This window comes from Sediminihabitans luteus (genome assembly GCF_002797595.1).
In the GTDB taxonomy this organism is placed as follows: domain Bacteria; phylum Actinomycetota; class Actinomycetes; order Actinomycetales; family Cellulomonadaceae; genus Paraoerskovia; species Paraoerskovia lutea.
The window spans coordinates 161,025-183,920 of sequence record NZ_PGFE01000001.1; the positions used below are offsets into that span (position 1 = coordinate 161,025).

A 22,896-nucleotide genomic window follows, 5' to 3' on the forward strand; every position below is an offset into this window, starting at 1 on the left:
TGAACGGTCGCTGAACGCGCGCCCGGGGCTCAGAGGGTCGCGGCGGCCTCGACGAGCGCGACGTCCGACCCCTGCGGCCCCACGAGGCACAGTCCGAGCGGGCCGTCGGTCGCGGCGTCCGGCACGGTCGCCACCCGCAGCAGCGGCGCCGAGACCGCGGGGCGTCCCGTGATGCCCGCGACGCAGGTGAGCCGCAGGGTCGCGGCGCGGGCCTCGTCGAGCCGGGCGGCGTCGTGCCACGCGCGCGGGGCCGCGGAGGCCGCCGACGGCAGCAGGAGCAGCGCGTCGCCCAGGGCGTCGTCGAGCCGCGCCCGCAGCCCGGCGAGCGCGCGACGCGCGGCGCGGTCCTCGGCCGCGCTCACGCGCGAGGCCGCGCGGAACCGTTCTGCGACGTCGCCCACGACGGCCCCGGGGTGTGCCTCGATCCAGGCCCCGTGCTGCTCCCACGCCTGCCACGCCTGGTGCGTGCGGAACGCGGCGAGCATCGCGTCCGCGACGGGCAGCTCGACCCGGACGACCTCGAGGTGCCGCGTGCCGTCGTCGAACGCGGCCCGCACGGCCGGCGCGAGCGCGTCGAGCAGCGCGGGCGCGACCGCGAGCGTCGGGCCGGGCGCCGACCCGGGCCGCGCGACGCGCCCGTCCCCCAGGTACCTCTCCCCGGCGTCGCCGAGCAGCGCCGCGGCGGCCCGCGCGAGCAGCCCGGGGTCGCGGGCCAGCAGACCGACCGTGTCGAAGTCCGGCGCGAGCGGGACCAGGCCGTCGGTCGGGACGGCGCCGTGCGTCGTCCGCAGCCCCCACAGGCCCTGGTAGGAGGCGGGCACCCGGATCGACCCCGCGGTGTCGGTGCCGAGGCCGAGCTCGGCCTCGCCGAGCGCGACGGCGGTCGCGCTGCCCGACGTCGACCCGCCGGGAAGCCCGCCGGGCACGACGGCGTTGGGCGGGGTCCCGTGGTGCGGGTTCGCCCCGGCGATCGAGTAGGCGAGCTGGTCGGTGCGGGCGATCCCCCGCACGGTCGCGCCCGCGTCGGTCAGGCGGCGGACGGCGCTCGCGCTGCGGGTCGCGGGCCGCGAGCCCTCGAGGTGGGCGGGCACGCCCGCGCCGACGCGGTGCCCCTCGACGGCGAACAGGTCCTTGACCGCGACCCCCGCGCCGTCGAGCGCCCCGGAGCCCGTCGCCGGGACGAGGGGGTCGCCCACGACCCGCCACACGCGCGGGTCGAACGCGGCGGGCGGGGGTGCGACGTGCGCGGCCTCGACCTGCCACCGGACCCCGGCGCGACGCCAGAGCTGCGTCTGCAGGCCGCGACCCCCGCGTTCGGGTGCCGTGACCGCGACCACGAGCGCGGCGTCGGGCGCGACCTGCCGCACGTGGACGTCGAGCAGCACGCGCCGGGGCGCTCCGCGGCGTGCGGCACGGAAGTCGTGGATGGTCCCGTGCCCGACGAGCAGGCCCGCCGGGTCGCCCCGGAGCGTGCCGGGGCCCGGCGCGAACAGCGCGTCCATCGCGGCCAGGTCGTCGTCCGTGAGGGCACGCTCGTAGGCGCCGAACGCCGCGAGCAGGCCCGCGGGGGCGTCGCCGTGGACCACGGGGTCGCCGGGCACGAGCGGGTCGCCGGGCACGAGCGGGCCGTCGCTCATCGCGCCGCCACCCGGGCGAAGTCGGCCTTGCGGATCCGGCAGTGCACGCCCTTGACGAGGTCGACGACCTGCGAGATGTCGAAGTCCGTCGCGGCGCTCAGGTAGGCGTAGGCGAACGCGGGGGCCATGCCGTAGCGGGCGCCGAGCAGCGCGATCGCGGCCCGCGTGCAGTCCTGCACGGCGACGTCGAGGTCGGCGTCCATGCCCGTGGGCACGAGGTGCTCGGCGGTCTCGGCGAGCGGGCCCACGAGCGCCCCGAACTGCTCGAGCGCGTCGGCCGCGGGCACCACGTCGAGCCGGAGGGTCACGCGGAGCGAGGCCTCCATCGCGGTGAGCGCGACCTCGCCGTCGCCCTGCGCGAAGTGGGGGTCGCCCACGTACGCGAGCGCCCCCGGCACCTGGACCGGGAGGTAGAGCGAGGCGCCCGTCGTCAGCAGGTTGATGTCGATGTTGCCGCCGTGCGGGCCGGGCGGGACGGAGTGCGGACGCTCGGTGCCCGCGGTCGCGACACCCATGATCCCGAGGAACGGCCGCAACGGGAACCGGACGTCGTGCGGCCCGCCCTCGACGAGCGGCAGGGTGCCGACCGCGGTGCCGTCGGCGTCCTCGTCGACGCCCGCGAAGACGCTGTACGACGTCCCCTCGACCGGGTACTCCCCCGGCAGCGCGCCGCGCCCGTGCCGGTTGGAGACCACGCCGTACGGCACGCGGCGCACGGTCTCGAGGACCGTCATGCGCAGCAGGTCGCCGGGGCGCGCGCCTGCGACCTCGATCGGGCCGGTCACGACGTGCGGACCGTCGACCCCGGCCGTGCGCAGCCCGCGCGAGGCCGCGACCGCGACCGCGTCGTCGAGCACCAGGTCGGGGTCGACGCCGTGGCGGCCGAAGAACGCGCGCGGGTCTCGGCCCTGGTCCTCGAGGATCCCCTCGTGGCTCACGGTGTCGACGGTCACCGTGCTGCCCGGGTCCACGCGGAGCACGGCGGCGTCCGCCGCGCACGGCAGGCGCCCCCACGTGAGGCGGTCGGTCGAGGCGGGCAGGTACGCGTCGCCCGGCACGGGCCCCTGCCCCGGCTGCAGCACCCTCACGCGCGCGACCGCTCGGCCGCGACGAGGCGTGCGACGTCGTCGAGGTGCGCGGTCATGGCCGCGACCGCCGCGTCCTCGTCGTGCGCGACGACGGCCTCGAGGATGGCCCTGTGCCCGTCGACCGAGGTGCGTCTGCCCTCGCGCGTGGTGTGCGAGCGCCGCCGCGTCGCCTCTGTCCACGAGCTCGCGAGCTCGGAGAGCGTGACCAGGAGCGGGTTGCCCGCCGCGCGCGCGACCTGGGTGTGGAACTGCACGTCGAGCGCGAGCGACTCCTCGGGCGAGAGGCCGGCGTGCGACGCGACGAGGATCTGCTCGAGGCGGACGACGTCCCCGTCCCCGGCGCGTCGCGCGGCGAGTCCCGCGAGCCGCGGCTCGACCACGAGACGCAGCTCGGCGACGTCCGCCTGCTCACGGTCGACGTCGGCGAGGCCGTCCTCGAGCCGGCGCGCCCGCTCCGACGGCGGCAGGACGACGGTCCCGCGGCCGGGCCGACGGTCGACCACGCGCTCCTGCTCGAGCTCGCGCATGGCCTCGCGCAGCGACGTGCGCGACACCCCGAGACGCTCGGCGAGGTCGCGCTCGCTGGGCAGCCGCTCGCCGGGCGCGAGCTCGTCGTCGATCATGCGGCGCAGGTAGGCGCCGATCTCGCCGCGCACCGAGCGCGGTCGCCGCAGGAGCGGCGACGGGGTCGTGCTGGGGGTCTCCACGCGGGCTCCGGTCTGTCGGCCGGGCCGACCGTCAGGTATGTTGGTCGGACCAAGTTCGCCCAGTATGGCCCGGGCGCACGACCGGGGGCAACCTCGACGACCCGGGCGCACGACGCGGCAGCGCCCCGAGGGACCTGCGGCCCGTGACGTCCGAGCCGTGACCGGTGACCTGGGACGCGAGACCCGCCCGACCCGCCCGAGAGAACGAGGACGACCGCATGACCCAGGCCGACCCCGCGGCACGCGCCCGCACCGTCACGAGCCACCTGCACGTGCCCCTCATGCTCGCCCTGACGTTCGCGACCGGGATCATCGACGCCGTCGGCTACCTCGGCCTCGACCGGGTCTTCACCGGCAACATGACCGGCAACGTCGTCGTGCTCGGCATGGGACTCGTGGGCGCCGACGACCTGCCCGTGCGCGGACCGTTCGTCGCGCTCGTGTGCTTCATGGCCGGCGCCGCGCTCGCGGGCGTGGTGCTGCGCCAGGAGACCGCGGGCTGGTCGTCGCGGACCACGACCCTGCTCACCGCGGGCGGGCTGCTCATGGCCGCGATCGCCGTCGCGCTCCTGGTGATCGACCTCGACCCCGGCGTCGCGCTGACCGTGACCGGCCTGCTCGGGCTCGCGATGGGGCTCCAGGCCGGCACCGCGCGGCACGTCGCCGTCAAGGACGTCACGACCGTCGTCGTGACGTCCACGCTCACCGGGCTCGCGTTCGACGCGGCACCCGGCACCGACGGCGCCGCGCTCTGGCGACGCCGCGCCGGCGCCGTCGTCCTGATCCTGCTCGGCGCCTCGGTCGGCGCCCTGCTGCTGCGCTGGCACCCCGGCGCGGGCATCGGACTGGCCGCCCTCATCACGCTCGCGGTCGCCCTGCTCGGCCACCGCGTGCTGCGCCGCACACCCCCGACCACCGCCGGAGGACCCGCATGACCACCCCGCCGCGCCGACCGGCGTCCGCCCCCGTGAACCCGCCCCCGCGCCTGCTCATGGGTCCCGGCCCCGTCAACGCCGACCCGCGCGTGCTGCGCGCGATGTCGGCGCCGCTCGTGGGGCAGTACGACCCCGTCATGACGGGCTACATGGACGAGACGTCGCAGCTGTACCGCGAGGTCCTCAGGACGTCGAACGAGGCGACCGTGCTCGTGGACGGCACCTCCCGCGCGGGCATCGAGGCCGCGCTCGTCTCCCTGCTGTCCCCCGGCGACCGCGTGCTCGTGCCCGTGCTCGGGCGGTTCGGGCACCTCCTGCGCGAGATCGCCGAGCGCTGCGGCGCGCAGGTCCACACGATCGAGACCGCCTGGGGCACCGTGTTCGAGCCCGAGCAGGTCGAGGCGGCCGTGCGGCGGGTGCGCCCGCACGTCGTCGCGCTCGTCCAGGGCGACACGTCGACCACCATGAACCAGCCCCTCGAGGCGCTCGGCGAGATCGCGCACGCGCACGGCGCGCTCCTGTACGCCGACGTGACCGCGTCCCTGGGCGGCAACACGTTCGCGATGGACGACTGGGGCGTCGACGTCGCGAGCGCCGGCCTCCAGAAGTGCCTCGGCGGACCCTCGGGCAGCGCGCCCGTGAGCCTCTCGCCCGCCGCGGTCGCCGTGCTCGACGCGCGTCGCCACGTCGAGCACGGGATCCGCGACGAGCACGACGAGGACCACGGCGTGCGCATCGCGTCGAACTACCTGGACCTCGCGATGATCCTCGACTACTGGGGGCCCCGGCGGCTCAACCACCACACCGAGGCCACCTCGATGCTCTACGCCGCGCGCGAGTGCGCGCGGCTGCTCGTCGACGAGGGCATGGACGCCGCGGTCGAACGCCACCGGCTGCACGGCGCCGCGATGCTCGCGGGCGTCCAGGCCCTCGGGCTGCGCGTGTTCGGCGACCTCGCGCACCGCATGAACAACGTCGTCGCGGTCGAGATCCCCGACGGGGTCGACGGCGACGGCGTGCGCGCGGCCATGCTCGAGGACTACGGCATCGAGATCGGCACGTCGTTCGGCCCCCTGCACGGCAGGGTCTGGCGCATCGGCACCATGGGGCACAACGCACGCCGCGACGCCGTGCTCACGACCCTCGCAGCGCTCGAGCAGGTGCTGCGCAGCGCGGGCGCGGCCCCCGTCGCGGGCTCCGGCGTCGGTGCCGCCCGGGAGGTCTACGCATGACCGGCACCCACGCACCGGCGGCCGGCCCCGCGTCGACCGGCCCCGCGTCGGCTGACGCCCATGACGCCGCCCGCAGGGCGCTCGCCCGGTGCGACGAGCTCGCGACCGTGACCGCGGTGCCCGGCCGCACCGACCGCTTCTACCTCACGCCCGAGCACGCCCGCGCCAACACGCTCGTCGCCGGCTGGATGCGCGAGGCGGGGCTGCGTACCGCGCAGGACGCGGCGGGCAACGTCTGGGGCCGCACCGGCACGCCCGACGTCCCGCTGCTCGTGCTCGGCTCGCACCTCGACACCGTGCCCGACGCCGGGCGGTACGACGGCCCGCTCGGCGTCGTCGTCGCGGTCGAGGTCGCCCGGAGGCTCGCACCGCGGGCGGCCGAGCTGCCGTTCGAGATCGGCGTCGTCGGGTTCGGGGACGAGGAGGGCGCACGGTTCGGCGCCACGCTGCTCGGCTCGCGCGCGGTCGCCGGCACCTGGGACCCGGCGTGGTTCGACCTGCCCGACGCCGCGGGCACGACGATGCGCGAGGCGTTCGTCGCGTTCGGCCTGGACCCCGCTGCCGTGGGCGACGCCGCGCTCGACCCGGGCACGACCGTCGGCTACCTCGAGGCGCACATCGAGCAGGGCGTGCGGCTCGAGGACGCCGACCGCCCGCTCGGGGTCGTGAGCTCGATCGCCGCCGCGCGCCGCTTCGAGATGGCGGTGCTCGGCGAGGCCCGGCACGCGGGCGGCACGCCCTACGACCGCCGCCGCGACGCCGCGCTCGGCGCGAGCCACGCGGTGCTCGAGATCGAGCGGATCGCCCGCGCCGCGGGCGCCATCGCCACGGTCGGCCGGCTCCAGGCCTACCCGGGCGGCGTCAACGTGATCCCCGGCCGCGTCGAGCTCAGCCTCGACCTGCGCGCCGAGACCGACGCGCTGCGCGACCACGTCTGGGACCTGATCCACGACGTGCTGCTCGCCCGATGCGTGCGGCTCGGCCTGCGGCTCGTGGTCGAGGAGACCCACCGCGCGCCCGCCGTGCCGTGCGCACCCGGCCCGAGCGCCGCCGTCGCGCGCGCGGTGACGAGCGTCGCGGGGGACGTCGCACCCCTGACCCTGTTCAGCCCCGCCGGGCACGACGCGATGTCGATGGCCGCGCTCACCGACGTCGGGATGCTGTTCGTGCGCTGCGGCGACGGCGTCTCGCACCACCCCGACGAGTCGGTGCGCGAGGACGACGTCGCGCTCGCGGTCGACGCGCTCGAGCAGGCCGTGCTCGAGCTCGCCGGCCTCGCCGGCACGGCATGACACGCACGACTCAGCACGCACGAAGTCACACGTACGAAGCAGCACGCACGAAGCAATCCGCACGAAGTAACACGCACGAAGTAACACGCACGACACCACCAGGACACGCCGCGGTGCGGGCCCCGCCGTAGCGTGACCGCTGACCCGGACCCGACGGACGGAGGCACCCCGTGACCGAGCTCGTGTTCGACACGTTGCCCGCGCACGACGCGCGCGAGGTCGTGCGGCGGTGCGCGGACGTGCCGCGCTGGTGCGACGCGCTCGTCGCGCTGCGACCGTTCGGCGACGCCGACCGGCTGCTCGCCACGGCGCGCGGCCTCGCCCGGGCCTGGACGCCCGCCGAGGTCGAGGGCGCGCTCGCGCAGCACCCGCGCATCGGCGAGCGACCGGCGGGCGACGGCGCCGAGGCCCGGATGTCGGCGCGCGAGCAGGCCGGCGTCTCGACCGACACGGACGTCGCGGCCAGGCTGCGCGCCGGGAACCTCGCGTACGAGCGTCGCTTCGGCCGGGTGTTCCTGATCCGGGCCGCGGGCCGCGACGCGCACGAGATCCTCGCGGCGCTCGAGACCCGCCTCGGGGCCGACGACGAGACCGAGGCCGCGACGACCGCGGCCGAGCTGTGCGACATCGCGCTGCTCCGCCTCGCCGCGGCCGTCGCCCCCGCACAGGTGCTGCGATGAGCGGCGCGACGACGAGCGGCGCGACGACGAGCCACCTGACCACGCACGTCCTGGACACCGCGACGGGCACGCCCGCCGTGGGCGTCGAGGTCGTGCTCGAGCGCGTCGGCACGCCCACGCCCGTCGCGACCGGCACGACCGACGCCGACGGTCGCGTCACGCGCCTCGGCCCCGACGTGCTCGAGCCCGGCACGTACCTGCTGCGCTTCGCGACGGGAGCCTGGTACGCGGCGTCCGACACCCCGACGATCTTCCCCGAGGTGTGCGTGACGCTCACCCTCGACGACCCCGCGCGGCACTACCACGTGCCGCTCCTGCTGAGCCCGTTCGCCTACTCGACCTACCGCGGGAGCTGACCATGACCACGACCGCCCCGACCCCCGCCCCGAGCAGCGCCGCGCGCACGGTCCGGCTGGGCGCGAACCAGTACGGCAAGGCCGAGGTGCGGCTCGTGCGGGTCACGCGCGACACGGCCCGGCACGAGATCGAGGACCTCACCGTCACGTCGCAGCTGCGCGGGGACTTCGCGGCGTCGCACGTCGCGGGCGACAACTCCCAGGTCGTGGCGACCGACACCCAGAAGAACACGGTCTACGCGTTCGCCCGGGACGGCGTGGGCGCGCCCGAGGCGTTCCTGCTGCGCCTCGCGGAGCACTTCACGGGCTTCGCCTGGGTCGACGGCGGCCGCTGGGAGGCGCTGTCGCACGCGTGGGACCGGATCGTGGCCGAAGGCGCCGAGCACGACCACGCGTTCGTCCGCACGGGCCAGGAGACGCGGACGGCGGTCGTGACCCGCGACGGCGACGACGTGTGGGTCCTGGGCGGGCTGACCGACCTCACGGTGCTCAAGTCGACCGGCTCGGAGTTCCACGGGTTCCCGCGCGACCGGTATACGACGCTCGGCGAGACCGACGACCGCGTGCTCGCGACGGCCGTCACGGCCCGGTGGCGGTACGCGGGCACCGACGTCGACTGGGACGCGACGTACGCGAGCGTGCGCGCGACGCTGCTCGAGGCGTTCGCGACCACCCACTCGCTCGCCCTCCAGCAGACGCTGTACGCGATGGCCGAGGCCGTGCTGGTCGCGCACCCCGCGATCGTCGAGGTCCGGCTCTCGCTGCCCAACAAGCACCACTTCCTCGTGGACCTCTCGCCGTTCGGGCTCGACAACCCGAACGAGGTCTTCTACGCCGCCGACCGCCCGTACGGGCTCATCGAGGCGAGCGTGAGCGTCGAGGACGCGCCGCCCGCGGGCCGCGCCTGGGAGTCCGTCGCGGGGTTCTGCTGAACGCCGTGACCCGGGAGGCGGGCACGCCCGGGCCCGACCTCGTCGTGCGTGCGCGCCGGGCGCTCGTCGACGGGGTGCTGCGCCCCGCCACGGTCGTGGTGCGCGGCGGCGTCGTGCACGAGATCCGGTCGGACGACGCCCCCGGCCCCACGTCCGGGGGCGCGGACCCGGCCCGCGTCGACGTCCCGGACGACGCGGTGCTGCTCCCCGGCGCGGTCGACTCGCACGTGCACGTCAACGAGCCCGGCCGCTCGCGCTGGGAGGGGTTCTGGTCGGCGACCGAGGCCGCCGCGCGCGGCGGGGTCACGACGATCGTCGACATGCCTCTCAACAGCGTCCCCGCGACCACGACGCCGGGGGCGCTGCGGTACAAGCGCGCGGCCGCCGCGCACCGCCTGCACGTCGACACGGGGTTCTGGGGCGGGGCCGTGCCCGAGTCGCTCGGCCACCTCGAACGGATGTGGGACCTCGGCGTCTACGGCTTCAAGTGCTTCCTGGCGGACTCGGGCGTCCCCGAGTTCCCCGCGCTGGACCGCAACGAGCTCGCCGCGGCGGCGCGCGAGATCGCCGGGTTCGGCGGCCTGCTGCTGGTGCACGCCGAGGACCCGGACGTGCTCGCCGCCGCCCCGCACCCGCCGAGCCGCCGGTTCGCGGACTTCGTGGCCTCGCGGCCCGACGCCGCGGAGACCTCGGCGATCGCGACCCTGATCGAGACCGTGCGCGACACCGGCGTGCGCGCGCACCTGCTGCACCTGTCGAGCGCCCGCGCCCTCGACATGATCGCCGCGGCGCGCGACGAGGGCCTGCCCCTGACCGTCGAGACGTGCCCGCACTACCTCGTGCTCGACGTCGACCACCTGCCCGACGGCGCGGCCGAGTTCAAGTGCTGCCCGCCCATCCGGGACACCGGGAACCAGGACGCGCTGTGGGACGCGCTCGTGGCCGGGGTGATCGACTGCGTCGTGAGCGACCACTCGCCCTCGACGCTCGAGCGCAAGCGTGCGGGCGGCGGCGACCTCCAGCAGGCGTGGGGCGGGATCGCGGGCCTCCAGGTCGGTGTCGTCGCGGTCGCGGACGCCGCCCGCCGGCGCGGGATCGGGATCGAGGCGGTGAGCGCCTGGACGGCCCAGGCGCCGGCACGCGTCGCGGGCCTGCACGCCAAGGGGTCGATCGCGGTCGGGAACGACGCGGACCTCGTGGTCTGGGCGCCCGACCGCGCCCTGACCGTCGACGTCGCACGGCTCGCGCACCGCAACCCGACGAGCGCCTGGGCGGGGCGCACCTTCACGGGCAGCGTGACCCGCACGCTCCTGCGCGGGCGCACGGTGTTCGACGCCGACCTGCCCGACGACGCGCAGGTCCCGCCGCCCGCGGGCCTGCGGCTCAACCGGCGCGGTCGCGACGGCGTCGCGTGGCCGGAGCCCGGCGTCGAGGAGTCGCGGCGCGATAACCTCGGTGCGTGACGGCACCCACCACGCCCCAGCCCCCCCGCACACCGAGCGCGATCGACGAGATCGCCGACGCGTACGTCCGCACGGTCGTCGAGCTCAACCCGCTCGCGGCGACCATGCTCGGGATCCCCGGCCACGACCACCTCATGCCCGACCTGTCGCCCGCAGGCCTCGCAGCCGACGCGGACGCGGCCCGGGCCACGCTCCGCGCGCTCGACGACGCGACCCCGGTGGACGACGTCGACCTCGTGACGCTCGCCGCGATGCGCGAGCGCCTCGGCCTCGAGGTCGAGCTCTACGAGGCCGACGAGTTCCACGCACGCCTCAACAACATCGCCTGCCCGGTGCAGGACCTCCGCGACGTGTTCGACGTCATGCCCACGGGCACGGTCGAGGCGTGGGAGAACGTCGCGGCGCGGCTCGCGGCGCTGCCGGGCGCGGTCGACGGCTACGTCGAGTCGCTGCGCGCGGCGGCCGCGCGCGGGCACGTCGCCGCGGCCCGTCAGGTGCGGCTGTGCGTCGAGCAGGCGCGCGAGCAGGCCGGCGACGAGTCGTTCTTCACGTCGTTCGTGCGCGGCGAGTCCGCCCGCGCGGTGCTCGACGGGTCGGCCGCGTGCCAGCTCCTCGAGGGATCGCTCGAGGCGGGCGCACGCGAGGCGCGCGCCGCGTACGGACGCCTCGCGGACTTCCTCGCCGACGAGCTGCTGCCGCAGGCGCCCGCGCAGGACGCCGTGGGCCGCGAGCGCTACACGCTGCTCTCGCGCACGTTCCTGGGCGCCGAGGTCGACCTCGACGAGACGTACGCGTGGGGCCTGGCCGAGCTCGACCGGATCGTGGCCGAGCAGGAGGAGGTCGCGCGGCGGATCGCGGGACCGGACGCGAGCGTCGAGGACGCGGTCGCGCTGCTCGACGCCGACCCGGCGCTGCAGCTCGACGGGACGCAGGCGCTGCGCGCCTGGATGCAGGAGACGTCGGACGCCGCGATCGAGGCGCTCGACGGCGTGCACTTCACGATCCCCGAGCCCGTGCGCACGCTCGAGTGCATGATCGCCCCGACGCAGACGGGCGGGATCTACTACACGCCCCCGAGCGACGACTTCTCCCGTCCCGGTCGCATGTGGTGGTCGGTGCCCGCCGACGTCACGACGTTCAACACCTGGCGCGAGAAGACGACCGTCTACCACGAGGGCGTGCCGGGTCACCACCTGCAGTTCGGCCAGGCCGTGGTCGCGCGCGAGACGCTCAACTCGTGGCGTCGGCTCGCCTGCTGGGTCTCGGGCCACGGCGAGGGCTGGGCGCTGTACGCCGAGCGGCTCATGGCCGACCTCGGCTTCATGGACGACCTCGGCGACCGCCTCGGCATGCTCGACGCGCAGCGCCTGCGTGCCGCGCGCGTGGTCGTGGACATCGGCGTGCACCTGGGCCTCGAGGCGCCCGAGCGGTGGCGCGCGGGCGCTGACGACCCGCGCTGGGACGCCGACAAGGCGTGGCCGTTCCTGCTCGCGAACGTCAACATGCCCGAGTCGTTCGTGCGGTTCGAGCTCGACCGCTACCTCGGCTGGCCCGGGCAGGCGCCGTCGTACAAGGTCGGGCAGCGCCTGTGGGAGCAGGCGCGCGACGAGGCGCGCGCGACCGCGGAGGCCGCGGGCGAGGAGTTCGACCCGCGCGCGTTCCACGCGCGCGCCCTCGCGCTCGGGTCCGTCGGCCTCGACGTGCTGCGCGGCGCGCTGGCGGGCACGCTCGCGGACGCCGACGGCGGGGCCGCCCGATGACGCTCGTGCTGGCCTCGCAGTCCCCGGCGCGCCTCGCGACCCTCCGCGCGGCCGGGATCGACCCCGCGGTGCGCGTGTCGCACGTCGACGAGGACCGTCTGCTCGCCGACGCCGCGGCCCGGCCGGGCGGCGTCGCGCCCGTCGAGGCGGTCCTGCTGCTGGCTCGTGCCAAGGCCGAGACCGTCGTCGCGGACCTCGCCGCCCGCCCGCTCGACCCGACCGAGGCCCCGGACGCCCCGCGACTCGTCGTGGGCTGCGACTCGATGCTCGAGCTCGACGGCGAGGTGCTGGGCAAGCCCCGGGACGCGGACGACGCGCGCCGCCGTTGGCACGCGATGCGCGGTCGCACCGGGGTGCTGCACACGGGGCACTGGGTCGTCGCGGTCGGCGAGCGCCCCCGGGACGAGGAGCAGGCGGACGACCCGGGCCACGGGCCGGCCGCCCGGGGCGCGACGAGCTCGACCACGGTGCACTTCGCGGACGTGAGCGACGCCGAGGTCGACGCGTACGTCGCGACGGGCGAGCCGCTGCACGTCGCGGGCGCGTTCACGACCGACGGCCTGGGCGGCGCGTTCGTGCGCGGCATCGAGGGCGACCACCACGGGGTCGTGGGCATCAGCCTGCCGTTGCTGCGCGAGCTCGTCGGCGCGCTGGGCGTGCTCTGGACCGACCTGTGGAGCGACCGCGTCCGACCCTGACCCACGGGTCCGATTGTCGGTTCACCACAACCGGACGCCGTCGGGCCACGGTCCGCACGGGCGGCCATGTGGGGAACCGACAAAAGTCTCAGGAACCGGTTGGGACCTTCTCCAATCTTGCGTCGGACGGCGCCCGGAGCGTGTCCGGGCGCCGTCCGACGCGTTACCGTGAGCCGTGCCCGACAACGCCCCCCTCGCCAGCGCCCCTGTCAGCAGCGCCCGTGTCACCAAGGTGCTCATCGCCAACCGCGGTGAGATCGCCGTCCGAGTCCTGCGTGCGTGCGCGGACGCCGGGATCGCCTCGGTCGCGGTCTACGCCGACCAGGACCGCGACGCGCAGCACGTGCGCCTGGCCGACGAGGCGTACGCGCTCGACGGGGCCCGCGCGGCCGACACCTACCTCGACATCGCCAAGATCGTCGACGTCGGGCGTCGCTCGGGCGCGGACGCCGTCCACCCGGGGTACGGGTTCCTGGCCGAGCGCGCCGACTTCGCGCAGGCCGTGATCGACGCGGGCATGACGTGGATCGGCCCCTCCCCCGCGGCGATCGACGCGCTGGGCGACAAGGTCAGCGCGCGCCACATCGCGCAGCGCGCGGGCGCCCCGCTCGTGCCGGGCACGCCCGACCCGGTCGAGAGCGCGGCCGAGGTGCACGCGTTCGCGGCCGAGCACGGCCTGCCGATCGCGATCAAGGCGGCGTTCGGCGGCGGCGGGCGCGGCATCAAGGTCGTGCGCGAGGCGAGCGAGATCGACGAGCTCTACGAGTCCGCGGTGCGCGAGGCGATCGCGAACTTCGGGCGTGGCGAGTGCTTCATCGAGCGCTACCTCGACAACCCCCGCCACGTCGAGACCCAGTGCCTCGCGGACCAGCACGGCGGCGTCGTCGTCGTCTCGACGCGCGACTGCTCGCTCCAGCGCCGCCACCAGAAGCTCGTCGAGGAGGCCCCCGCGCCGTTCCTGACGCCCGAGCAGGTGGCCGAGCTGTACCGCGCGTCCGAGGCGATCCTGCGCGAGGCCGGGTACGTGGGTGCGGGCACCTGCGAGTTCCTCGTGGGTGCCGACGGCACGATCTCGTTCCTCGAGGTCAACACGCGCCTGCAGGTCGAGCACTGCGTCTCGGAGGAGGTCACCGGGATCGACCTGGTGCGCGAGCAGCTGCGCATCGCGGCGGGCGAGGCCCTCGGGTACGACAGCACGCAGGTGCGCGGGCACTCGTTCGAGTTCCGCATCAACGGCGAGGACCCGGCCAACAACTTCATGCCCGCCCCCGGGCGCATCACGACGCTGCGCTACCCCTCGGGGCCGGGCGTGCGCGTGGACTCGGGCATCGTCGAGGGCGACACGGTCTCGGGCGCGTTCGACTCGATGATCGCCAAGCTCATCGTCACGGGCGCCACGCGCCGCCAGGCCGTCGAGCGGGCGCGCCGCGCGCTGCGCGAGCTCGAGGTCCAGGGCATCCCGACGGTGGTGCCGTTCCACCGCGCGGTGCTCGACGCCGACGACTTCGTGCCGGCCGACGACTCCCCGTTCCGGGTGCACACCCGCTGGATCGAGACGGCGTTCGCGGACGAGCTCAAGGCCCTCGCCCCCGCGCCGACGACGCCCGCGACGTCCGACGACGACGCCCCGGCCCTCGCGACCGAGCGCGTCGTGGTCGAGGTCGGCGGCAAGCGTCTCGAGGTCGTCATCCCCGCGGGGCTCGGCGGGGCCGCAGGCCGCGCACGCACCGCGAACGCGGCCCGCCGCCCGGCACGGCGCTCGGGCGGGCGGGCGGCCGCGGCGACGTCGTCCACGTCCCTCGCGTCGCCCATGCAGGGCACGATCGTCAAGGTCGCGGTCGCGGACGGCGCGCAGGTCGCCGAGGGCGACCTCGTCGTCGTCCTCGAGGCCATGAAGATGGAGCAGCCGCTGCTCGCCCACCGTGCGGGCACCGTGCGCTCGCTCGGCGCGGGCGTCGGCGCGAGCGTGAGCGCCGGGACCGTCATCTGCGACATCGTCGACTGACGGGTGCGAGAGTGGGGGGCGTGAGCATCCCCACCGTCCCCGACCCGTCCGACCCCGCCGGGCCCCGGCCGCGGCACCTGCAGCCCGGCGACGGCTGGGTCGAGTGCGTGTGCGGACGCCGGCACTGGGGCCTGCACGGCGCGGCCGGCCTGCTGCTGGGTCGGCTCGACGACGCGGGCCGGCTCGAGGTCGTGCTGCAGCACCGTGCGCCGTGGTCGGACCAGGGCGGCACCTGGGGCGTCCCCGGCGGCGCGGTCGCGCCCGACGAGACTGCGACGCAGGGCGCGCTGCGCGAGACCTCCGAGGAGGCCGGCGTCGACCCGGACGACGTCGTGCCGTTCGCCGAGCACCTGCTCGACCACGGCCCCTGGCGCTACACGACCGTGCTCGCCACGGTCCGCCCCGGGGCGCTGGTCCTCCCCCGCCCGGCCGACGCCGAGAGCGTCGACGTGCGCTGGGTGGCCGCGGACGACGTCACCGCCCTCCCGCTGCTGCCCGCGTTCGCGCAGGCCTGGCCGGGGCTCCGCGAACGGCTCGAGGCCGCCACCCGCCCCTCCCCACCGCCGACCGCGTGATCCGTCACGGATCTGGCCGCGAAAGCGTGACGGATCGCACGGTCGGCGGTGGGGTGGACGCGCCTGAGAGACTGGGGCCATGCGCATCCAGATCACCGCGGTCGAGGCCGCCCAGCTCGCGACCGCCGCCGACGCCCTCCCCCCGGGCGTGACCCGCCTGACCGGCAGCGGCCCTGCCGTGCGCGCCGAGATCGACCTGCGCGAGATCCCGGACGCCCCTGCGGGCCTGCGGTTCGCGGCGCGGCTGCTGCCGGTCGTGCACGCGACGCTCGGATTCGTGTCGTACGACAACGGGCACGCCGTGGTCCAGGTCGCGGTCGACGCCGCCGGCCTGCCCGCCGAGAAGCTCATCGGCTGGGCCCTGCCGCCGCTCGACAAGGCGCTCGTCAAGCAGGGGCTGCCGCGCGGCCTCGTGCGGCTCGCGACCGGCCCGGGCACCCGGGTCACGGTCGACGTGCGCGCGGCGCTGGCCGCGAAGGTGCCCGGCGTGACGGTCACGAGCGTGACCTACGACGACGGCATCTTCACGGTCGACGCGTCGGTCGACGCCAAGGCCGTCGCGCTGCGCCCCCGCTGACGACCGGGGCGCCCCGGTCAGCCGTGCCGGTGGTGCAGCATGCGCGCGACCTCGGCGATCGACCCGCTGAGCGACGGGTAGATCGTGAACGCCTCGGCGACGTCGTCGACGGTGAGCCGGTGCGACACCGCGAGCGTGATCGGGAAGATCAGCTCGCTCGCGCGCGGCGCCACGACGACGCCGCCGAGCACCACGCCGGCCTCCGGGTGGGCGAACAGCTTGACGAACCCGTCGCGCATGCCGAGCATCTTGGCGCGCGGGTTGCGCGCGAGCGGCAGCGTCGCGGTCACGTACTTCGACGACTGCGCCTTGAGCTGCTCCTCCGAGTACCCGACGGTCGCGATCTCGGGTGCGGTGAAGATGTTCGCGGCGACGTTGCGCAGGGTGATCGGGCTGACGGCGTCGCCGAGCGCGTGCGACATCGCGACGCGGCCCTGCATCGCGGCGACCGACGCGAGGGGCAGCACCCCCGTGCAGTCGCCGGCCGCGTACACGCCGCGCGCGGTGGTGCGCGAGACCTTGTCGACCACGACGTGCCCGCTCGGCGAGAGCTGCACCCCGGCCTCCTCGAGGCCGAGCCCCTGCGTCGAGGGGATCGACCCGACCGCGAACAGCACGTGCGAGCCCTCGACGACGCGCCCGTCGGCGAGCGTGACCGCGACGCCGTCGGCGGTGCGGACCGCGCCCTCGGCGCGCGAGCGCGACACGACGTTCATGCCGCGTGCACGGAACACGCCCTCCAGGAGCTCGGCCGCGTCGGCGTCCTCGCCCGGGAGCACCCGGTCGCGGCTCGAGACGAGCGTGACGGTGCTGCCGAGCGCGTTGTACGCGCCCGCGAACTCGGCGCCGGTGACGCCCGACCCGACCACGATCAGGTGCTTGGGCAGCTCGGTGAGCTCGTAGAGCTGGGTCCAGGTGAAGATCCGCTCGCCGTCGGGCACGGCCGTCGGCAGCACCCGCGGCGTGGTGCCGAGCGCGAGCAGGACGACGTGGGCGTCGATCCGCTCCTCGCCGGCGGCCGTGGTCACGACCACGGTCGAGGGCCCGTCGAGACGTCCGTCGCCGATGACGACGCGCACGCCCTCACGCTCGAGGCGCCCGCGGATGTCCGCGGACTGCGCCGTGGCGAGCGCGCGCACGCGGGTGTTGACGGCGTCGAGGTCGACCACGTGCTCGGCCCCGGCACCGGCCTCGGTGACCTGCGCGGCGGCCGCCGGCCGGATCCCGAGGTCCGGGCCGAGCTCGGCGTTCGTCATCCAGTCGGCGGTCGCGATGAGCGTCTTGGAGGGCACGACGTCGGTCAGCACCGCGGCGCCACCGAGACCGTTGCGCTCGACCACGGTCACGTCGGCACCGAGGCGCCGCGCGACGAGCGCGGCCTCGTACCCGCCGGGACCACCCCCGATGACGACGACGTTGCCGGACTGCATGGGTGGGGTCTCGATGCTCACGCCCTCCATTGTGTCAGCATTCGGACAGCCGGACCGCAGCCGAGCGACTAGCCTCGGGAGCATGACCACGACGCACGACTCCGACGCCCTGGACGACCCGACGACCGACCCCTTCGTCGTCGCCCGGGAGGCCGCCGCGCACATCGCCGCCACGAGCGGCATCGAGCACCACGACCTCGCCCTCGTCCTCGGCTCCGGGTGGGGCGCGGCCGCCGACCTTCTGGGCGAGACGGTCGCCGAGATCCCGACGCACGAGATCCCGGGCTTCTCGCGCCCGGCGGTCGCGGGGCACGGCTCGACGACGCGGTCGATCCGGGTCGAGCGGCCCGACGGCCAGGTGCGACACGCGCTCGTGCTCGGCTCGCGCACCCACCTGTACGAGGGCCGCGGCGTGCGGCGCGTGGTGCACGGCGTGCGCACGGCCGCCGCGGCGGGCTGCGAGACCGTGATCCTGACCAACGGCTGCGGGGGCCTGCACCCGTCGTGGAAGGCCGGCACGCCCGTGCTGATCCGCGACCACGTGAACCTCACCGCGACGTCCCCGCTCGAGGGCGCGACCTTCGTCGACCTGACGGACCTCTACACGCCGCGGCTGCGCGAGCTCGCGCGCTCGGTCGACGACACGCTCGCCGAGGGCGTGTACGCCCAGTTCCCCGGGCCCCACTACGAGACCCCGGCCGAGGTCCGCATGGCCGGGTTCCTCGGCGCCGACCTCGTGGGCATGTCCACGACGCTCGAGGCGATCGCCGCCCGCCACGCGGGCCTCGACGTGCTCGGCATCTCGCTCGTCACCAACCTCGCGGCAGGGATCAGCGTGACCCCCCTGTCGCACGCCGAGGTCATCGAGGCGGGCCAGGCCGCCGGGCCCCGGATCAGCGCCCTGCTCGCCTCGATCGCCCGGCTGGTGTGACATGACCCGAACGCCCCCCGTCTACACGTACGACGCCGACGACCCGTCCTACCGCGCAGACACCGCGGTCACGGAGGTCGACGACCTCCTGGCCCGCGTCGAGGCGTGGGTCGCGGGCGACGTCGACCCCGACGACCAGGCCGAGCTGCGCACGCTCCTCGAGCAGGCGCGACGCACCGACGTGCGGTCCCAGGACGCCCGCGCCGCCGTGCTCGACGAGCTCCGCGACCGGTTCGCGGGCGACCTCGCGTTCGGCACCGCGGGTCTGCGCGGGCGCATGGCCGCCGGGCCGCACCGGATGAACCGCGCGGTCGTGACCCGTGCGGCGGCCGGACTGGGCGCGTTCCTCCACGACGAGGTCGGGCCAGGGGCGCGCGTCGTCGTCGGATACGACGCCCGGCACCGCTCGGAGCGGTTCGCGCTCGACACCGCCGAGGTCCTGACGGCCGCGGGCGCGCAGGTGCTGCTCATGCCCAAGGCCTGGCCCACGCCGGTGCTCGCGTTCGCGGTGCGGCACCTTGACGCCGACGCGGGCGTCATGGTCACCGCGAGCCACAACCCGCCCGCGGACAACGGCTACAAGGTCTACCTCGGCGGCCGCGTCGTGACCGACGCGGGCCAGGGCGCGCAGATCGTGCCCCCGTTCGACGCGTCGATCGCGGCGGCGATCGACGCGGCTCCCCCGGCCGCGGACGTCGCGCGCGCGCCGTCCGGCTGGACGGTGCTCGACCGCAGCGTCGCGCGGGCCTACCTCGACACCCTGGGTCGTTGGGCCGACGACGGCCCGCGGCGTCTGCGCATCGTCACGACCGCGCTGCACGGCGTGGGTGGCGCGATGCTCTCGCGCGCCCTGGGCGAGGCCGGGTTCCGGGACGTCGTACCCGTCGAGGAGCAGTTCGCCCCCGACCCGACGTTCGGGTCGGTCGCGTTCCCCAACCCGGAGGAGCCGGGCGCGATCGACATGGCGCTCGCGCTCGCGCAGGACGCGGGTGCGGACCTCGTGATCGCGAACGACCCGGACGCCGACCGCTGCGCCGTCGCGGTGCTCGACCCGAGCGTCGGCACCCACCAGGGTGCGGAGACCGCGCGCAGCAACGGCTGGCGCATGCTGCACGGCGACGAGGTCGGCGCGCTCCTGGGCGAGGAGGTCGCGGCCTCGGCGCCCCCGGGGTCGGTGCTCGCGAGCTCGATCGTCTCGTCCCGGCTGCTCGCCCGGGTGGCCGCGGCGCACGGGCTCGAGCACCGCACGACGCTGACGGGGTTCAAGTGGATCTCGCGCGTCGACGGGCTGGTCTACGGGTACGAGGAGGCGCTCGGCTACTGCGTCGACCCCGCGACGGTGCGCGACAAGGACGGCATCAGCGCCGCCGTCGTCGTCGCCCGGCTCGCGGCACGGCTGCACGCCGAGGGCCGCACGCTCCTGGACGCGCTCGACGACCTCGCGCGCACGCACGGCCTGCACCTGACCGACCAGGTCTCCGCCCGGTTCAGCGACCTGTCCGAGATCCCGGCGACCATGGAGCGCCTGCGCGCCCGCCCGCCGCGCGTCCTGGGCGGCATCGGGGTGCGCGACGTCGTCGACCTCTCGCGCGGGCAGGGCGGCCTGCCGCCCACCGACGGCGTGCTGCTGCGCGCGGACGACGACACCCGGGTGATCGTCCGCCCGAGCGGGACCGAGCCCAAGGTCAAGTGCTACCTCGAGGTCGTCGTACCCGTGGACGCCGACGCGTCGCACGACGCGGTCGTGGGAGCACGCGTGCGCGCCCGTGCGCACCTCGACGCGGTCGCCGCGGACGTGCGCCGGGCGCTCGGCCTCTGAGAGCCGCCCGGCACCGCCGGGCTGGGGCACAGTCGGGCTGGGAACCGCCGGGCTGGGGCACGGCCGCGAGCGGGGCTTCCCGGAATCCCGGGACGCCCCGCTCGACTCAGACGCGCGTGAGCGTCGCGTCGTCCTGCTCGAGCGACGCCTGCCAGTCGCGCTTCTCGGCCCGCCAGCCCTCGTCGTCGCGGCCGAGCCGCCAGTAGCCCGAGACCGAGGCGTCGGCGCCGAGCAGCCCGTCCGTGCGCAGCGCTCGGCGGATGGTGCGCACCGCGCCCGCCTCGCCGTGCAGGAACACCTGCGGGACGCCGCGCTCGGCCGCGAGCGCGCCGAGGCCGAGCCGTGCGACCGCCTCGACGAGCGCGACGCCCGGCGTCGGGCTGCTCGCGGCCGTGCGGTGCGCCCAGACGACCTCCAGCTCGCCCGACGACGCGAGGGCCTGCTCGTCGGACGCGTCGCCCACCTCGACGACCGCCAGGACCCGCGCCCCCGCGGGCACGCGGGACGCGGCCACCGCGAGCGCGGGCAGCGCCGAGTCGTCGCCCACGAGCAGGTGCCACGGCGCGTCGGACGACGGGTCGTACGTCCCGCCCGGACCACGCAGGTCGATCGTGTCACCCGGCCGGGCGGCGTCCGCCCACGGCCCGGCCAGGCCCTCGTCCCCGTGCACCACGAAGTCGATCGTGAGCTCACGGGCCTCCGCGTCCCAGTCGCGCACGGTGTACGTGCGCATCACGGGGCGCGCCTCGGCACCGCTCGTGCCGAACAGCAGCTTGACGTACGCGTCCGCGCAGGTCGGCGCGAACCCGTCGAGGCCGTCGCCGCCGAGCACCAGGCGCACCATGTGCGGGGTGAGCCGCCGGGTGCGGCGCACGGTGACCGTGCGGGTCGTGCTGCCGCGCGGCGCGCGCTCGCCCGCCGCGACCGCGGCCCCGGGCACCGCTGCCATCAGTAGCCCGCCCCGCCCTCGCTGCGCGCGCCGGCGCCCTCGTCGAACCCGGCGAGCACCGCGGCGGTGCCCGAGAGCCCGAGGCGGGTCGCGCCGTGCTCGACCATCGCGAGCGCGTCGGCGAGCGTGCGGACGCCGCCCGAGGCCTTGACCCCGAGCCGGCCGCCCACGGTCTCCGACATGAGGGACACGGCGTGCGTGCTCGCGCCGCCGGCCGGGTGGAACCCGGTCGAGGTCTTGACGAAGTCGGCGCCCGCGCCGACCGCGGCACGGCAGGCCTCGACGATCTCGTGGTCGTCGAGGGCGGCCGACTCGATGATGACCTTGAGGACCTTGCCGTCCGGCACCGAGGCGCGCACGGCCTCGATGTCGGCCGCGACGTAGTCCCACGACCCTTCCTTGGCGGCACCGAGGTTGATGACCATGTCGACCTCGTCGGCGCCCGCGGCGATCGAGCGCTCGGCCTCGAAGGCCTTGACGTCGCTGTGGTGCTTGCCCGACGGGAAGCCGCACACGGTCGCCACGGCGAGGCCGCGCTCGCGCGTGGCCGCGGCGTCGAGCGGCAGCATCGACGGCGACACGCACACCGAGAACACGCCGAGCCCGACGCCCTCCTCGACGAGCGCCGCGACGTCGGCGGCCGTCGCCTCGGGCTTGAGCAGGGTGTGGTCGACGAGTCGGGCGAGCGCGGCGCGGTCGAGCGGCGCGTGCGCGGAGGTGGCGCTCACAGCTGGGCTCCTTCGATCTTCTGGTACCCGGGCAGGATCACGTCGTCGACGAGCGCGCGACGCTCGTCGTGGTGGACGAACGCGCTCCAGGCCGCGGTGATCGTGACGTCGGCGAGGTCGTCGATCGTCCATCCGGCCTCGTGCACGAGACGCGTCATCTCGTTCGTCATCGACGTGCGCGACATGAGGCGGTTGTCGGTGTTGAGCGTGACCGCGAAGTCGAGCTCCTTGAGCCGCGTGATCGGGTGGTCGCGGATCGTCTCGGCGACGCCGGTCTGCAGGTTGGAGCACGGGCACAGCTCGAGCGTGACCTGGTGGTCGCGCACCCAGTGCGCGAGGCGCCCGAACGTCGCGGTGCCGGCCTCGGCGTCGAACGCGATGTCCTCGACGATGCGCGCGCCGTGGCCCAGGCGGTCGGCCTGCCCCAGGTGCACGGCCTCGCGGATCGACTCGACGCCTGCGGCCTCACCCGCGTGGATCGTGGTCGGGAAGTCGTTCTCGGCGAGGTAGCGCCAGATCTCCGGGTGGCGGGACGGCGGGAACCCGTCCTCGGCCCCGGCGATGTCGAAGCCCACCACGCCGTTGTCGCGGTTCGCGACCGCGAGCTCGGCGATCTCCTGCCACCGGTCGGCGTGCCGCATGGCGGTGACGAGCTGGCCCACGCGGATCGTGCGGCCCTGCTCGGCGGCGAGCGCGGTGCCCTCGACGATCCCGGCCTGCACGGCGTCGACCGTCTCCTGGAGGCTCAGGCCGCGGGTCAGGTGCTGCTCGGGCGCCCAGCGCTGCTCGGCGTACACGACGCCGTCGGCCGCGAGGTCGAGCACGGCCTCGCGCGCGACACGACGCAGCGCGTCGGCGGTCTGCATGACCGCGATCGTGTGGTCGAACGTCTCGAGGTACCGCACGAGCGACCCCGAGTCGGCGGCGTCCTCGAACCAGTCGGCGAGCGCCGCGGAGTCCTGGGTGGGCAGCTCGTGGCCGGCGTCGGCCGCGAGCTCGATCACGGTCTGGGGTCGCAGGCCGCCGTCGAGGTGGTCGTGCAGCAGGACCTTGGGCAGCTCGGCGATGTGGGCCTCGAGCTCGGTGGGTGTCATGGGGTCCA

The 22,896-nt window shown here is 75.8% G+C and carries 21 protein-coding genes; 14 read left to right on the forward strand and 7 right to left on the reverse strand.

What is annotated here, in order from left to right; all coding sequences use genetic code 11:
• Positions 1 to 29: 29 nt before the first annotated feature.
• The 3 genes from CLV28_RS00790 to CLV28_RS00800 are packed head-to-tail and all read right to left on the reverse strand — an operon-like array spanning position 30 to position 3,432.
• Positions 30 to 1,637 (reverse strand): AtzH-like domain-containing protein, encoded by a 1,608-nt coding sequence (locus CLV28_RS00790; RefSeq protein ID WP_100421421.1) that lies wholly within the window; start codon positions 1,635 to 1,637, stop codon positions 30 to 32.
• Positions 1,634 to 2,725 carry an acetamidase/formamidase family protein gene (locus CLV28_RS00795; protein ID WP_170062600.1) on the reverse strand — a complete coding sequence of 364 codons (1,092 nt, stop codon included), beginning with the start codon at positions 2,723 to 2,725 and terminating at the stop codon, positions 1,634 to 1,636. The genes CLV28_RS00790 and CLV28_RS00795 overlap by 4 nt, the downstream gene beginning before the upstream one ends.
• Positions 2,722 to 3,432 (reverse strand): FadR/GntR family transcriptional regulator, encoded by a 711-nt coding sequence (locus CLV28_RS00800; RefSeq protein ID WP_100421423.1) that lies wholly within the window; start codon positions 3,430 to 3,432, stop codon positions 2,722 to 2,724. Before CLV28_RS00800 ends, CLV28_RS00795 begins: the two co-directional genes overlap by 4 nt.
• A 218-nt stretch (positions 3,433 to 3,650) precedes the next feature.
• On the opposite strand from CLV28_RS00800, the gene CLV28_RS00805 reads away from it, so the two are divergent.
• The 12 genes from CLV28_RS00805 (at position 3,651) to CLV28_RS00860 (ending at position 15,937) form a co-directional block, all read left to right on the forward strand.
• Positions 3,651 to 4,367, forward strand: coding sequence for a YoaK family protein (locus CLV28_RS00805; protein ID WP_100421424.1), 717 nt, complete (start codon positions 3,651 to 3,653; stop codon positions 4,365 to 4,367).
• Positions 4,364 to 5,599 (forward strand): pyridoxal-phosphate-dependent aminotransferase family protein, encoded by a 1,236-nt coding sequence (locus tag CLV28_RS00810; RefSeq protein WP_239073272.1) that lies wholly within the window; start codon positions 4,364 to 4,366, stop codon positions 5,597 to 5,599. Before CLV28_RS00805 ends, CLV28_RS00810 begins: the two co-directional genes overlap by 4 nt.
• Positions 5,596 to 6,891 (forward strand): allantoate amidohydrolase, encoded by a 1,296-nt coding sequence (locus tag CLV28_RS00815; protein ID WP_100421425.1) that lies wholly within the window; start codon positions 5,596 to 5,598, stop codon positions 6,889 to 6,891. Before CLV28_RS00810 ends, CLV28_RS00815 begins: the two co-directional genes overlap by 4 nt.
• Before the next feature lie 170 nt (positions 6,892 to 7,061).
• Entirely contained in the window at positions 7,062 to 7,571 is a 510-nt protein-coding gene (gene uraD, locus CLV28_RS00820) for a 2-oxo-4-hydroxy-4-carboxy-5-ureidoimidazoline decarboxylase (RefSeq protein ID WP_100421426.1), read from the forward strand.
• A complete protein-coding gene (gene uraH / locus CLV28_RS00825) occupies positions 7,568 to 7,927 on the forward strand; it encodes a hydroxyisourate hydrolase (protein ID WP_100421427.1) in 360 nt (119 codons plus the stop codon). Before uraD ends, uraH begins: the two co-directional genes overlap by 4 nt.
• Before the next feature lie 2 nt (positions 7,928 to 7,929).
• Entirely contained in the window at positions 7,930 to 8,859 is a 930-nt protein-coding gene (pucL, locus tag CLV28_RS00830; protein ID WP_100421428.1) for a factor-independent urate hydroxylase, read from the forward strand.
• A gap of 5 nt (positions 8,860 to 8,864) precedes the next feature.
• Entirely contained in the window at positions 8,865 to 10,322 is a 1,458-nt protein-coding gene (allB, locus tag CLV28_RS00835) for an allantoinase AllB (protein WP_203968193.1), read from the forward strand.
• Complete coding sequence (locus tag CLV28_RS00840; protein WP_100421429.1) at positions 10,319 to 12,082, forward strand: DUF885 domain-containing protein; 1,764 nt, start codon at positions 10,319 to 10,321, stop codon at positions 12,080 to 12,082. Before allB ends, CLV28_RS00840 begins: the two co-directional genes overlap by 4 nt.
• A complete protein-coding gene (locus CLV28_RS00845; RefSeq protein ID WP_100421430.1) occupies positions 12,079 to 12,780 on the forward strand; it encodes a Maf family protein in 702 nt (233 codons plus the stop codon). The genes CLV28_RS00840 and CLV28_RS00845 overlap by 4 nt, the downstream gene beginning before the upstream one ends.
• Positions 12,781 to 12,955: 175 nt before the next feature.
• A complete protein-coding gene (locus CLV28_RS00850) occupies positions 12,956 to 14,785 on the forward strand; it encodes an acetyl/propionyl/methylcrotonyl-CoA carboxylase subunit alpha (RefSeq protein WP_203968194.1) in 1,830 nt (609 codons plus the stop codon).
• A gap of 20 nt (positions 14,786 to 14,805) precedes the next feature.
• Positions 14,806 to 15,360 (forward strand): NUDIX hydrolase, encoded by a 555-nt coding sequence (locus CLV28_RS00855; protein ID WP_308440388.1) that lies wholly within the window; start codon positions 14,806 to 14,808, stop codon positions 15,358 to 15,360.
• A 79-nt stretch (positions 15,361 to 15,439) separates the two neighbouring features.
• Positions 15,440 to 15,937, forward strand: coding sequence for a hypothetical protein (locus CLV28_RS00860; RefSeq protein WP_100421431.1), 498 nt, complete (start codon positions 15,440 to 15,442; stop codon positions 15,935 to 15,937).
• A gap of 17 nt (positions 15,938 to 15,954) precedes the next feature.
• Here CLV28_RS00860 and CLV28_RS00865 read toward each other — a convergent pair whose 3' ends face one another.
• Positions 15,955 to 17,367, reverse strand: a complete 1,413-nt coding sequence (locus CLV28_RS00865; RefSeq protein WP_239073280.1) for an NAD(P)H-quinone dehydrogenase — start codon at positions 17,365 to 17,367, stop codon at positions 15,955 to 15,957.
• Positions 17,368 to 17,449: 82 nt separating this feature from the next.
• On the opposite strand from CLV28_RS00865, the gene CLV28_RS00870 reads away from it, so the two are divergent.
• Positions 17,450 to 18,298 carry a purine-nucleoside phosphorylase gene (locus CLV28_RS00870; RefSeq protein ID WP_100421433.1) on the forward strand — a complete coding sequence of 283 codons (849 nt, stop codon included), beginning with the start codon at positions 17,450 to 17,452 and terminating at the stop codon, positions 18,296 to 18,298.
• Position 18,299: 1 nt separating this feature from the next.
• Entirely contained in the window at positions 18,300 to 20,117 is a 1,818-nt protein-coding gene (locus CLV28_RS00875) for a phospho-sugar mutase (RefSeq protein ID WP_100421434.1), read from the forward strand.
• Positions 20,118 to 20,223: 106 nt separating this feature from the next.
• Here CLV28_RS00875 and CLV28_RS00880 read toward each other — a convergent pair whose 3' ends face one another.
• The 3 genes from CLV28_RS00880 to CLV28_RS00890 are packed head-to-tail and all read right to left on the reverse strand — an operon-like array spanning position 20,224 to position 22,888.
• Positions 20,224 to 21,066 carry a siderophore-interacting protein gene (locus CLV28_RS00880; RefSeq protein ID WP_203968195.1) on the reverse strand — a complete coding sequence of 281 codons (843 nt, stop codon included), beginning with the start codon at positions 21,064 to 21,066 and terminating at the stop codon, positions 20,224 to 20,226.
• Entirely contained in the window at positions 21,066 to 21,794 is a 729-nt protein-coding gene (gene deoC, locus CLV28_RS00885) for a deoxyribose-phosphate aldolase (protein ID WP_100421435.1), read from the reverse strand. Before deoC ends, CLV28_RS00880 begins: the two co-directional genes overlap by 1 nt.
• Positions 21,791 to 22,888 carry an adenosine deaminase gene (locus CLV28_RS00890; protein ID WP_100422298.1) on the reverse strand — a complete coding sequence of 366 codons (1,098 nt, stop codon included), beginning with the start codon at positions 22,886 to 22,888 and terminating at the stop codon, positions 21,791 to 21,793. The genes deoC and CLV28_RS00890 overlap by 4 nt, the downstream gene beginning before the upstream one ends.
• Positions 22,889 to 22,896 lie beyond the last annotated feature (8 nt).